The sequence below is a fragment of the Achromobacter sp. 18P8.1.1 genome (assembly GCF_057799415.1).
Genome location: NZ_JBYOKH010000008.1, coordinates 97,846 through 111,560, shown reverse-complemented (window position 1 = coordinate 111,560; position 13,715 = coordinate 97,846). Strand labels below are relative to the sequence as shown.

Genomic DNA, 13,715 nt, shown 5'->3' with positions numbered 1-13,715 from the left:
TGACGCTTGAAATGACGCGAATGGAGTTTGCTCGACCACATCGTGATGACACTAGAACCCGGGCTCAAGTGCATCAGTCGCGCAAGATGCATCGGCAAGCTATGTTGTGCATGCCTTCAATAAGAGCAAAGCGGTACCGGGAAGGTCTTGCAGGCGCATACCGAAATTTAGAAATCGATCCTCTGCGGCTGCAGTTCTCGTGAACGCCGGAAAGTGCCTGATCAACCACTGCTCTGGCACAGAGTAACGCAGCGTCTCTAGCGCTTCACCGACCCATACTTGCTCAGCGATCGGCCCGGTTCCAAGGGCTCGACGAACCCTCTTTTGGAAAGGAACAAAGTCTCCCGGGAAGTACGAAACAGCGTGTATAGCGCGTTGCACCAGATTGAGGTAGCTCTGCACAACGACGTTGGTTTTCGCCTCATTCAATCCCCTGGGCGTGTCTTCTAGGTCCACGCTCTCTTCACCGGGCGCATAGATGAATGCAGTGGCTCGATGCTCAGTTTTGAAGATAATGAGCGGCAAGCCGTGTACAAAGCAGAGGTCTACTCCCGGCACAAGATGATCGCGGCGCCAGTAGGCAAAACCGAACGTGTCTTCATCCACCTGCACGCACGCCGGACAGTACCGCACGACTTCCTCTTTGTTGTACCCGCACCCTACTCTAAGCCGTGTGATGGAAAAGGCCCACTCTACCGCGGGGGCCTCACGGGAAAAGCTCGTCAGGAACTGCAGCGGCTGCAGTGTGTGTGCCCTCCAGTATGACTCGCTCTCAAATCCAAGGGAGCGCGCAAAGTGAGAGTACGGGTAAGGCAGCATCTCGTTCGGATAGGACCATGACACCCGCCCGTGCGGAAGTCGTGCTATCGAGGGAATTAGGGTCTCGCCATTGTTATTGATGCGCCAGTTCCGCGCGTAATGCCCAAGATAGAATTCGCCTGGAGCGGGCTTAACTACTACCACTACATCTATTTCCTATACAACAGACAGCGTGTCGGACCTTCGCAAAGGCGAGCGGCTGACGTCAGCACTATCGACACTTCTCCGCTGCATCAGTGCCGCTCCTCCGGTGCTCCAGGGCCCAGTGACCGATACTCAGCAAAATCAATGGATGCAGGCGATCCCAAGCACCGTACTTCACCGCCCACAACCAGGCCATAGCTAAGCGCTTGTCCGCCGGTAGCACACGCATATCGGGACAGCGCCGAAGGACCGCCAGGTATGCCACATACAAGTCGGCCGCCGCCTCAAGTCGTTTCCGGATTCGCGTCGAGTCACTTGGCCTGATCTCCTCAAGCGCTACGCGAATGCGCCCAACATAGCTCGCAGCAGGCACCGCCGTTAGACGGCTGACGCTCGCTGCGCAGTAGTCTGTGAAGCGCTCGAGCGCGCCAAACTCTTCAGGTTGGAGAGCCTCTACAAGGGACATCTCTTCGATCACGGGCAAGCACCATGACTGCCCTCCTGTGCGACTCTTTCGTCGCTGCTGCGTACGCAACAAGCAGTGATGAACCCTGCATACCCATACTCCCGGATACTGATGATGCACGCGCCAATACGACGTCCCAATCTGACGAAGATCTTCCTCTACGCAAACCGGACATCCCTTTAACGGATGCTCCGACGTAAAGCGGCAAGTCGCCGTTCGCAGTCGAAACCTCCACGCATACGAGCTGCTATCACTACAAATGTTGGCCTGCGCCTCTGCAGCTTGGTCTACGGTCAACCACGCGAGAAAGAACGGAAATAGCGTGTGCTGAACCAGATGCGCGGCGTCGCCGAACCGGCATCCGGTCGCGGTCACGAAAACGCTCAGCCTCGATGGAAAGTCGTGCTGCAGGCCCAGGACTGGATGGTCGAATAAGAGGCGGCAAGTGTCGGAACCGCGTCGCCAACCAGCGGAAAAGTGGATGCGACTGCACAGGCTGAAGAAGGTCTCATCGTCCGCCAGCCAGTCGTTTATGGGGCAATGCACTCGCCCTTGAGGGCCGTCAATTAGCATCAAAATTGGAACAATCGATTTCAGAAAAATCGACGATTTAAAGGCCATTGCTGCCCGAAATCTAACTCAGATGCGTGGCCAAGTCAAATCATAACCCATTGATATTGTAGGATTATTCTAACCCATGCCGAAAATTAGGGACGCATTGTAACAACGAAATCACCCGAAAGTTTGCCCAAAGTCAAAAAATTTCGTTGTCGACAGAAATGGCTCAATAGCTCAAAATCATTGGGCTGGCCGGGAGGAGTTCCGGCCGGCCAAAATGCTTGGGCGCATCGACCAAGCACGTTTAGCAACGCACCTAAGTCGCAAAGGAGTCTCCGCCCCCCTTTAAGCCCCCGCTCAAGATCAAAAGCACAAAGCCGAAAAGCTCTTGCAGGAGCTTTTCGGCTTTCGAGATGTGCGTTGGGTTCTATCTTCCCACGCCCATCTTGCCTCGATGGGCTGCGCAAGTCAAGCGCAGTTCTGGACGCGCTCGTCCAGAGGAAAAGTGCCTAGTTCTTGGGCCTTGAACTTGATCCTTCAAGGAACTGAACTTATGGCCAAGAAGGCCCTTATTAGCGAAGCAAGACTTCGTACCATTCTCCGTCGCCAGAACAGCCCGAAGTGGGGCGCTGCCTATGAGCCTGCGCAGCGCGCGACCAGAGAGGAAGCTCCGAGCATTAGCAGAGCATCCATGGTGTTCGTCAGCGCTCTCGGCCGCGACATACATTGCCTCTCATTGGCCGAGAGGTCGGCCGTATCCCTCGCTGTCTACCACCCTATGCTGGTCGACTTGCACGAGCAGCACGCACTGAGCCTGCAAAAAGCTCCCCATCCGTTGGCGTCGCACCCTCGCGCGCGTAGTGAAGTTTTCCCTCCGCTGCCCGGTACGTTGGAGATCGCCAAACGGATTGCTGAACGCCGGGGAATCAAAGCGCACCATCCCTACGTCTACGTCAAGGATCCCAACAATCCACGGGGCGACCTGATCCCTATGCCGTTCCCGTACTTGGGTGACCTTCTTCTGGTAATGGAGGATCGCGCGGGACTCTATTGCGTTAACTGGACGGTGAAAAAGACTGTGGCCGGGTTCTCTTCGCCTATCGGAAACGTCCTGCGTGCCAGGGAGTATCAGAGGCGCGCCGATGAGCGCGTAACTTCACGCCACGCCCTTGAAGCGGAGTACTTCGCTGCCGCTGACATCCCCACTATACAAGTCAGTGAAGATGCCATCGATCGTTTGCTGATCGCGAACTTGACGATCCTTCTGGCGTGGTCCGCGCGTCCTTTGCCTGGTGATATCCAGAAGCGCGAAGACGTATGGAAGGCTTTCCGATCTGTGGTCGGCACGAAGACCCCTCTGTACGCGGTGCTTCCTGACCTGCAGCAACGATACGAGTTGAGCCGGGACGAGTGTCTGCGGCTTTTCTATGAAGGGGTCTACCGTCGCAAGATTCGGGTCGATCTGTACGCACCGATTCTGGTGGATCGAGCGCTGCGCCCCGAGCGCCGCGACCCACTCGTCGAATTCTCTCACTGGTTCGCGAGGTAGAAATGCAAATTGGAACAAAACTAGTCGCGCCCGAAGGCTACCTTAACTTAGCGGCAGACGAAGACTTTTATTTCTTAGTGAATTGCACACGCACCGGTCGGGCGCTTTTGGCGACCATCAAGCGGGGAAAGCGAGAATGGGATGCGCATCTGGTTGCGTTGCGGCAGCAGGATTTTGAGCGCGGTATTCTCAGCGGCAAGATCGTGGAAGAAGAGGATCAGCCTACTGTTCCGCCGCATCTCGAGGGCTTAGAGGGAATAGATCTCAGGGCTGTAGACGGAGAGCGCATTCATGCAAAAAAAAGCAATATCTGGCGAGCGCAGGAACGCGTCTTGGCCATAGTGGACTACGTCGATGCCTGGCCCGAGATCGTAGCCGCGGCAAATCCTGAGCGCTACCTTAACCAGATGATCAAGGTAAGAAATCAGACCCCACGAAGAATCCGCTTTTGGCTCGTCTCCTATCTTTGTTTTGGGAGGTCGGAACTTTCCCTATACCCCGCATTTGCACGGATCGGACATTACGACCGCACCGACAGAACGGGCTGCAGGGCCTACGGCAGACCTAATGGCCAGCCGGACCTAGTCACCACGAGTCGTCTGACCAAGGAAAACATCGCGCTTATCGAGAAGTCCTTCCTGAACTTGGCCCGCGCGACGAAGGACCTTACGTCGATCTATCCACAGGCCATGGTCAAATTTTTCCACGCTCAGACGGCACCGACCCCAGATGGCAACAGACGATACATCTCTCCCACGGGTACTGTGTTGCCCACCTATCGTCAATACGTAACTACCGTTGAGAATCTAATCTCCCGCAATAGGGTCAGGGAGGCGAAACTCGGAAAAAATCTTGCGAGGCGCAAGAGCCGCAACAAGGGCACCTTTAGGGAGCCTCTGACGAACTTCATGGAAGTCGTTGAATGCGACGGCTTTTTTCCTCGTGAGAAGCCACACAGCTACGTTAGCAAAAAGGAACTTGACCCGATATGCGTCGTCCGAGCCGTGTGCGCTACGACGTCTCAGATAGTGGGTATTGGCTTTTCACTGCGGGGGGAGCACAGCGTCGCCTACTGGACGATGCTTTTCTCAATGGCGATAGACAAAAAGAAATTCTGCTCCTTGTTCGGCATTGAAATCGCAGAGTCGGAATGGGTGGGACATGGGATCCCCTTGCGCGCTATCTCTGATCGCGGAGCAGGTGCAACGCTGTATGACCGAATTGAGGTACCTGGACGGATAACGCGGACGCACAGGCTGCCGATTCGTGAACTGACGCCTAGCGGCTCGGGTCAGTCCAAGGCTCTCGTTGAAGGAAAACATCCGAAGACGCTGAAAATGGAAGAGCCGCATACCTACATCAAGAGCGACAAGACCGTCTCGGAACTCGTAGCGAGCGAGATATTTCGTTGCATAGCGCAGAACGAGACCCAATTGCGAGATACCGGATACACCGCAACTCTTTCCAGAAGGAATGTCAGGCCCACCCCCGCGTCCCTTACAGCCGACCTCATCAAAGTCGGAAGGACCAGTGCTCAAGCACTTTCGTTCGATGAGGCGGTGCGAAGCTTTCTCCCCAAAGAGACGATATCTCTGACCAGGGACGGCGCACGGTTTCGCGGCATTATTTTCCGCTCGGAATCTCTGTCTCGGGAAATCCCAGCAACACAAAACAAGCGGGTGAGGAAGGTTAAGGCCTACTTCCTCCCGCTTTCGGTGCGCCATATTTGGGTCGAAATCGGCGCCACACTGCTGCAACTCGACAATGAGAGCATTTGCAACGCCGGTGACGAGGACGTCAACCTGAGCGAATTCGAGGCTGCGGAATTGGAACAACGCAAGCGGGTGAACCGCCGCAGACAGGAGACCAATCGCCTCGCCGTGGCCTCCCAACGCATGCTGAACGAACAATCACACTCCGGCAGACCGTTCAAAGAGCCTGAGCTGACCACACGGCAGAGCGAGCGAACACCAAAAGCTTCGGCCAGAGAGCGTGCCGCTCATGTGAGCGTATTGCAGGGAGATCGCTGATGAACTTTCAGTCGACGCCATGGGTTAGCCGGTTTATCCCCCTGCTGAGCGACGCCCATCTTCGCGCGGCTTCTCGTGTGATGCCAGAACCGATGCTCTTGGACACGAGCGTTAGTGCGAGCGCGGTAGAGATTAGAGTAAGCAAGACACTTGCCTCGGTCTACTATCCTTCACGACAGGATCTAACCATCCTAAGACGCCTCATCGAGCATGCCCTCGCATATTGTGAATACGCCTACGAAAGCGAGCGCCTGTACATGTCGAGAATACATGCCTCCATGCACTCGAAGGCTAGCTCATTTAGCAATCCGATCTGCCTGACAGGCCTGGCCGGCGTAGGAAAAAGTCAGCTACTCAAGGCGTTTTGCCGCCTGTTCTCACCGAGGAGAGTTCAGGATACCAACGGGCTAATCGATGCGCCGATGGAGGGGCCGATTCCCGTCACTCTGCAAAAAAGCCTTGGATTAAAAAGCTATCTGAACGATTACATCAATCGAGATTTGCCAAATGCTCGCCAATGCCAGCTGAAAGATGCGATCTACCGCTTTCCGCACCTTGCGTATACGAAAGGTGCTCCCTACATCCTCATAGACGAAACACAGTTCGAGGTGGGCGGAATCAGCACGACCTCTATCCGAAACACTCTCCTTCAGTTCATGGAGTTCGGCATTCCCTTATTGTTTGTTGCCAACTTCAGCCTTATCAAAGCGCTAAATCGATCCCCAGAGCAGCTGCGTCAACGCCTACTCACTCGGCCAATTGAACTTCAGCGCGATGTCGCCGGCACGGACGATTGGAAGGGATACTTGCGATGCTGTGACGTGAGTCTGGGTGAGACCATCGCTCCGGGGACGCTTAACGAACATGAGTTGATCCACCAGTACACCGGAGGAATCAAACGCTTTGTTGTGGATCTTCTGAAGATCTCGTACCGGAAAGCCTACGAGAGGAAAAGACCAGGCCGCGTCACGCTCGATCACATCAAAGAGGCTTTCCTATCCGCAGATTTTGCGATTGCTCGATACCAGGTCGATGCCATTACCGCCCAGATGGTGAGCCAGGATGAAAGGAGCGAGTATCACAATCCTCTCAGGCAATCTTTTTCACTCGAGGGCGAAGGCATCGATGAGGCTCAGAGAGCGGCATGTGACGAGGTGGCTCGACAGGCATCTTTGGCATTGCTACCCGCCACACCAGGCCGCACTGCTCCCGGACGCGCGAGAGCCCCGACCGCCACGCCGGTGAAACCTCGCCGTAAGAGCAAGAACCTCATGGAGGAGCTGACGACCAATGCGGTTCGTTTCGGGCGTGGCCTATACCGCTCCAAAAAAAGATAGCCAGTCAGCCCGGCGTCATCCCGCAACGGACGCCTAATCGCAACCTGGCGGCGTGGATCGGTGCTTTGCTCATCGTTCAAAGCCCGGGCGAGATGATGCTCGTCGATCGGATGAGAGCACGGCCTGAGGCCGCGCTCTAGACTGGCGGGAGGCGTCGTGATACTAAGTGGGCGGCCTCTTCAGGCCCGCTTATTAGGCCCAAGGCCTAGGTCCGTTAGATGCCTTCTCCGTGGCCCTTTTCCATGCTGACCTCCGACCAAGATCCGTGGAATTGGGATGACTGATCGGATCAACCGCCCTCAAGAGTCATCGGAAGGGTTTGCCTAGCTTTCCACTCTTCGTCAGCACACCAGATTGCCGCAAGGCCTGCAGAGTTGCCCGTGTACCGATGTCATATGGGTTGCCGACCGGTACCTGGATTTGAAGAACCCTTATCCGAACCGGCTTACCCGCAGTCTTCCCGACCGGACTATTCCCGTCTGCGTCTGACTGAGACCCTGGCGGCACTTTGTTTTCCGAGGAACGCTTAGCGATCGTGGAGTATCGCGAAACGGTCTTCATGTGAGGCTTGGGGCGGGATGTCTTGATCATATAGACCGACCAAACATATACGTAAAATACGACTCGCGGCCATTCCGCTGAAACGACAACGCCTCGGTCCGATCAAGGCCTCTTGGACGAACCGCTTTTGTTAAATCTGGCTCTTCCGCCCCCAAGGATTGGTCGCGCTCCTGATCGGCCGGCTGCTCACGGTGCACAATGAAGTTAGGCGTTACACCCGTGGCATCGAACCAGCTGTCCGTCCCATGCTTCGCCAGCATGGTGTGATGATCCTGGTCCGACCAAGTGCCACAACATCGATCTGTCTCACTCTCTCGGGAAGCGCAATGGCCTTGGGCAGTCTTATGGCCTGACTGCGGCTGCTTCGAAAAACGGCACCTTGCACCACGGCGCTATTCCCCGGATATGACAAACGCGTGTTTCATCGTAGATCGACAAGACTGGTAGGTCAACGGGTTACGTGGTTGGGCAAAATGGAGCGACTCGAACCTGCGCCAACTCGACTAGTGTCGAAGTTCTGCATTAACGGACAGCCCACTTTACACCGCACAAACATAGACGCTACCGCCAGCATGCGCCATTCCCTCATTTTTCTCGCTAAGCTAGACTCGACTCCAATTCAGCAGTCGGTCGTTGGGGGAGCTTTGCATTTCAAGCTCGGATGAATGCTGACAATTTGATTAGAGGCAAGCTTGACTAAGTCTGCAAACAACAAACGGGCCCCACTGCAGGGTGTGGTCGAGAAAAAACAGGCAACATCCACCGAACTGACCGGTGGCAGTGGCTTCACTTATGAAGACAAGGTGGTCGCCTATTATTTGTCGGCTCTTCTTCGCAATGAGAAGGCCATGCTTCAGCAGGGCACCGTGAGCAGCGTTGCCGTCCAGCAAGCGGGACATGGCCAGCCGATGGACGATCTTATCGTCGAGTTTCGAGATGCTGACGGTCCGAGAATGTTGGGTCTTCAAGTGAAGTCCACCATCACGGTGAGCGGGGCCGCGACTAACAAGGATTTCCGCGATGTCCTCAACCGGGCGAGAGAGACCCGAAAGACTCCGGGTTTTCAAGTCGATCGGGACGCTTACGGTTACGTCGTCGAGAATGTGGCTGAGGCCGGACATCGGTCGCTCAACCGCCTCATTGATTGGGCGGTAAGTAGCCCTACGCCCGCGGATTTTGACCGCCGCTTTGCAGAAGGTGGTGCAGCCGCGGCCGCTGAACGTGCTCTTAGGGACGAGATGGCCCCGCTAATCGGGGCATGCAGCGCCGAGGACGACTGGAACTTCTATCGTCAGTTTGTTGCCGCTCGACTTAGCGGCCTCAAAGAGACCGGCATCGTTTGGACGGAGATCACAAACCGCCTTCAAGAGCTTGTTGCAAGCAACGAGGATGGGCAGGAGGTCCTGCTTTTTGATCGCCTCTGCCGCATTGTTCGCGATGGCGCTGGCACAGCCCGGAAATGGACCCGCACTACTCTACTCGTGCAACTTCGTGGTGTCGTCCGGCTAAGGGTCTCACCGAGCTTTCGCGGCGACATCGACATCCTTGTTCAGTTTTCCAGGGATGGTCTCAACGAAATTGCCGAGAGCATCGACGGGTTCGAGGTTGACCGGGCCGCGCTTCAACAAGCCGTACACGAGCGCCTTGGCGCCAGCCGTGTGGTAAACATCAGCGGCCTCCCGGGGTGCGGCAAATCAGTCGTGCTTAAGCGGGTAGCCACAGAGGCCGCGCAGCGCGGGCCGATTCTTTTCCTAAAGTCAGACCGACTGACCGGGAAGAGCTGGGTGGAGTTTGCTGCAGCGCTGGGCGTCAAGCATCGGAAGCTTGATGACCTCCTCGCAGAGATGGGTGCAGCCGGCACGGCTACACTCTACGTTGATGGGATCGATCGCATCAACCCCGACCAGAAACGGATCATTCTCGACATCCTCAATGCGATCGAAGCTAACCCTGGTCTCAACAATTGGCGGGTTCTGGCCACCTCACGCGACCAAGGGCTTGAAACATATCGCGCTTGGTTTCCAGTGACGTTCTATCGCGGCACTCAGATTGGGGACGTTCAGGTCGAGCCATTCAACGACGACGAAGCTGGGGTCCTGGCGAAGGAAAAACCCGGTCTTCATCACCTTTTGATGGGCGCGCCGTCAGTGAAAGCGATTGCGCGGCGCCCGTTCTTCGCCGCAGTGCTCGCCCGAAGCTTTTGCAATGGGACGACCGAGCCGCAGACAGAGGTCGATCTCATCAACGCTTGGTGGACTCGAGCAGGACACGATGCCCCGGCGGAAGTCGTGCCGCAGCGGCAACGCGCGCTCCTCGATATCGCGGAAAAGGGAGTCGCCAACCTTGGGAAGAATGTCGCGGCCCGCTCGCTAGCACAGCCCACGTTTATGCACATCGCGGCGCTGAAGAGCGACTTGCTCCTACGTGGAAACAATGGCGACGCCTCCTTTTCGTTTTCGCACGACATATTCTTTGAATGGACGTTTTTCCGCCTTCTCATCGATCTGGGCGACACGTGGATCGAAGGGCTGGCGGAGGCTGGCGAGCCCCCACTCCTCGGCCGCGTCGTCGGACTCTTGGCTCAGCATTCGATCACAGAGCCGGGTAAGTGGTCAGCCAGTTACACTGCCTTAGATCAATCCACGCTTCGGCCCCAATGGCGTCGGGAATGGCTAACCGCACCACCGTTCACAAGCGCATTCGTCTATAGACAGAACGAATTCACTGAACTTGTGGCGACTAACGACTATGTGCTACTCGAAAAACTCTTAGTCTGGTTCCAGGCCCAACATACAATTCCTAGCCCGACTGTCCTTGCCCAAGCCTCTCCCGGTCGATCAGGGCTCGATCAGGTAGGCCTTGCTGAGCTTCTGAGTTGGCCCTCGGACTTCATAAGTTGGGGGCGTTTTCTTGACTGGCTTCTGCCGCTCGCAGCTACGCTACCTGTCCGGCTCCTTCCCAGGGTCGTCGAAATCTTCTCCGTTTGGCAGAACGCGTTATTTGGCTTCCGCACGGCGCGATCAAAAGCCATCGTTGCCATCTGCGCAGAGTGGCTGATCGATTTAGAGCAAGCGGCTTATTCTGAAAAGCTGGTATCTGAGCGTAGCCGGTGGGACGAACTTGGTCGCGATGCGCAAAAGCAGTTTGCTACGGCGCTGAGGATCGTTGTCGTGCGCGCCGCGCGGGCGTTTCCTCAATACGCTAATACGCTCTTCGACCGTGCAGTCATCAACGAGCGAATGCGCCGCGACGCGTATTCTGACCTCATGGCGCTCGCCTGGATGATGGCGGAAGTCTCGCCCGAAAAGTTGGCGGCGGTCACGAAGGCCGAGCTACAGCAGGAACTGCCGCAAGATCACATTGACCGAGAGAAGCGCGAACAGCGCGAAAAATTCGAGCGGATCCAGCAAATCCGCGAAAAGCCGGAAAGTGAGCGGACCGAGGTCGAGAGGCGCGTGCTTGAACAAGTTCCCTTCTCCCTCCCCCATAGCTATAACGGTCTTGGACGCGAGGAGATCGGGATTGACCGGCATCACAACTTCTATTACCCGGTCTCAGCGAGGCATGAACCCTTCGCCAGCCTCTTCGATAAGAAGCCGGAAGTTGCCTTGCAACTTGTGCATGATCTAGCCAATCATGGAACAACCGGCTGGCGGCAGATCGCGAACATCACGCGCCGCCAACACGGCACGCCAATCCCTGTGAAAATCACCTTCCCGTGGGGTGAGCAGCAGTTTGGGGGCGATTGGTCCGTTTACAATTGGCAGCTTGGCCTGCTTGACGCGCAGCCCCTTGAATGTGCTTTTCTGGCCATGAGCTACTGGGCCTTCCGTCAAATCGAAAGCGGCCGACCCGTTGACGAGGTGATCAAACTCGTCTTGCAAGGCAACGAAGCGATCGCCGCTCCGGGCCTAGCGCTTCGCTTGGCGTTGGAGACTTTACATATCTCCGAAGTCACGCTGGCTCTGGTGGCATGCCAGCGCCTTTGGTCATTTGACATCACGCGTGTTCGTCAGGAGCCAACTCGAAATATCGATATTTTTGGATTGGGACTGTTTAATCGGCTAACGGGCGAAAAGAAAGCTGCGCAGGATTATCTCGACAAGCGGCCCAGCCGATTTCGCGACATCAAACAGCTCGCCATGCAATTCGCGATCAATGGCGGTGAAGGGATCAAGGAGCGGTTTAAGCAGGAATTGGCGAGTTTTGTCACTACGCTCCCCTATGAGTTGGAAGAGCAACGCTCAAATCCAGCCTCCCAACTCGCGCTCACAAAGCAGGCGGAGGAATACGCTGCGCTTGCCGTTGTCGAAAATTACCAGGGATATCGCACACCCGACAATCGGACCATGGTTGCATATCAGCCACCGCTTTCGCCGGAGACTATTAGACGCAGCGAAGCAGCAGGCGTGTACTTGAAGCAAAACGACGTCTTAGCGTGGGCAATGAAATCGCTCCGCGCCTTCGCTATCGATACAGACAAGACGCTGACGGATGCCGTCGCGCTTGCTCGTCCGCTGGACCACCCTACGCTCTTTGCGGAGCGTTTGGATGTCGACGGCCACACGCCCCAAAGCTTGGTCGCGGCGGTCGCTGCGTGTGTCATCTGTTTCAGTGGCACCGCATCCGACGATTACAAATGGGCGATAGATGTACTGGCGCGGATCGATGGCATGAGGGAGCCAAAGGGATTTTCCTACGGCTCGAAAATCGCGTGGCATCCTGTGCTGCAGTTGATATTCGCATTGCTTCACCTGCGGCGCAACAATCCGTCTGACCTCGAGCCTGTCCGGCGGTTGGTCTGGTTGACGGCTCACCCGCACGAGGAGGCCGCAGACTTCGCCTTTACAGCGCTACTTTCCGACCCCGATGCCCATGTTTCGTGGGTCACCGCTCAGCTAGTGCTGGAAAGGGCGCGCTACCACCGACCAGTGATAAACGGGGACGGCGAGCGGGATAGCCGTACGGCAATATTGGCGGCGAGGGCTGCTCTTGATCGTGCCCTCAAGGCACTTGAGTCAAGGGAGTTTGAACCTTTTGGCCCGATGCCGGCCGCTTGGGTCAAGTTGGCGTCCGATCCGAATGACGAGGATGATGCTGACGACACGGATCGATGGTCTGAACCTGACCCGCTGTTTGATCCGCAACGTGCCGATAAACACCTCGGGAATTTCCCGATTGAGATGTGGTGCACTTCAGACGAAACAAAGCCGCTTGTGCTCGCGTTGATCCGAAGCCTCGTCGACTGGACCGTACTGCGTATGAACCCGCCGGGAGGTACGGGACGGCGGCGCGACCGCACCACCGGTCTGATTGGTTGGAACGACGCGCTGGGCGATGTATTGGCGCGTGCAGCGCCATTCTTCGATCTTGCCTTCGTTGAGGAACAGCTTCTTGCGCCCTTCTTGCAGAATCACGATGATGACGAACTTAATGTTATCGCCGCATTCACCGACAGGTTAGTCACGCGCCACGTTCTGGATGCCGCAGCAATACCCACCGGCACTTTTGAGTTGCTGGGTCTCTGCGTCGACCACGTAATCGCTGACAGCACGTTTCGGCCGGGCGGATACCGCGCGGGAGAAATCTCCGGCCGTGATATGCCGAAACTCATTGAGGCCCTTCTAATGGTCAATGTCGAAAGGGCTATGGGAGCCGCCCGCTTCGTAAATGGCGATTGGTCCAAAATCGGGCTGATCATGCCGACGGTGACTCGCTTGGTGACCGCCACGGGATGGTCGACCTTCGTCATGTCGAAGTTTCTTCTGCTATGTCAGCGCGCCGGGAGCGCGTACCCGCTCGACCATTTCATTGAGCAGGTCAGCGCGGTACTCGCGAAGCTGGACAACGCAAAGGGCAACTGGGTGGGGACTAGTCTTCCCGCACGAACAGCGGCGGCGGTGCAACAACTTGCCGACACCAATTTTCCGCTACGGCCCGATCAGGCTCAGGGTCTGCTGTGGATTCTTGACGCGCTCATCGATCTTGGTGATCGAAGAAGCGCTGCACTTGAACAAACCGAGGCATTCAAGGGCGTGCAGGCCCGCCACCCGATCCAATGACAATCGACTGGTTGCTTCTCGTTTCTCCTCGCGACAATAAATACCTGGCATCCTCAAAACTTGGAGCAAGCAGTATTGACTAGCGGCTCATGCGAGGCGAGCCAGCAACTCCCTGCTTTTTTGCCCCCACGTGCCGCTTTGGCGGCGCGTGGGGGCATGTCCGCTTATGGGATGCTGTGTGACTTGCTT

General features: G+C 56.4%; 6 protein-coding genes. 4 read left to right on the top strand and 2 right to left on the bottom strand.

Annotation, left to right across the window (positions count from 1 at the left end; genetic code table 11):
* Positions 1-99: 99 nt before the first annotated feature.
* Both AC27VE_RS08150 and AC27VE_RS08145 read right to left on the bottom strand, forming a co-directional pair.
* Positions 100-819 carry a TniQ family protein gene (locus AC27VE_RS08150; RefSeq protein ID WP_488703557.1) on the bottom strand — a complete coding sequence of 240 codons (720 nt, stop codon included), beginning with the start codon at positions 817-819 and terminating at the stop codon, positions 100-102.
* A 211-nt stretch (positions 820-1,030) separates the two neighbouring features.
* Entirely contained in the window at positions 1,031-2,002 is a 972-nt protein-coding gene (locus AC27VE_RS08145; protein ID WP_488703556.1) for a TniQ family protein, read from the bottom strand.
* Positions 2,003-2,540: 538 nt separating this feature from the next.
* On the opposite strand from AC27VE_RS08145, the gene AC27VE_RS08140 reads away from it, so the two are divergent.
* From AC27VE_RS08140 to AC27VE_RS08125, 4 genes are all read left to right on the top strand, one after another.
* Positions 2,541-3,536 (top strand): PDDEXK family nuclease, encoded by a 996-nt coding sequence (locus AC27VE_RS08140; RefSeq protein WP_488703536.1) that lies wholly within the window; start codon positions 2,541-2,543, stop codon positions 3,534-3,536.
* A gap of 2 nt (positions 3,537-3,538) precedes the next feature.
* Positions 3,539-5,566: a hypothetical protein gene (locus AC27VE_RS08135; RefSeq protein ID WP_488703535.1), complete on the top strand. Its 2,028-nt coding sequence runs from the start codon at positions 3,539-3,541 to the stop codon at positions 5,564-5,566.
* Entirely contained in the window at positions 5,566-6,903 is a 1,338-nt protein-coding gene (locus AC27VE_RS08130) for a hypothetical protein (RefSeq protein ID WP_488703534.1), read from the top strand. Before AC27VE_RS08135 ends, AC27VE_RS08130 begins: the two co-directional genes overlap by 1 nt.
* 1,253 nt (positions 6,904-8,156) lie before the next feature.
* Positions 8,157-13,526, top strand: coding sequence for an NACHT domain-containing protein (locus tag AC27VE_RS08125; RefSeq protein ID WP_488703533.1), 5,370 nt, complete (start codon positions 8,157-8,159; stop codon positions 13,524-13,526).
* Positions 13,527-13,715: the final 189 nt, after the last annotated feature.

What these genes read in the sequence shown, in the direction of transcription:
- AC27VE_RS08140 (WP_488703536.1), top strand. Translation starts at nt 2,541, where the DNA reads ATGGCCAAGAAGGCCCTTATTAGCGAAGCAAGACTTCGTACCATTCTC.
- AC27VE_RS08135 (WP_488703535.1), top strand. Translation starts at nt 3,539, where the DNA reads ATGCAAATTGGAACAAAACTAGTCGCGCCCGAAGGCTACCTTAACTTA.
- AC27VE_RS08130 (WP_488703534.1), top strand. Translation starts at nt 5,566, where the DNA reads ATGAACTTTCAGTCGACGCCATGGGTTAGCCGGTTTATCCCCCTGCTG.
- AC27VE_RS08150 (WP_488703557.1), bottom strand. Translation starts at nt 819, where the DNA reads ATGCTGCCTTACCCGTACTCTCACTTTGCGCGCTCCCTTGGATTTGAG.
- AC27VE_RS08145 (WP_488703556.1), bottom strand. Translation starts at nt 2,002, where the DNA reads ATGCTAATTGACGGCCCTCAAGGGCGAGTGCATTGCCCCATAAACGAC.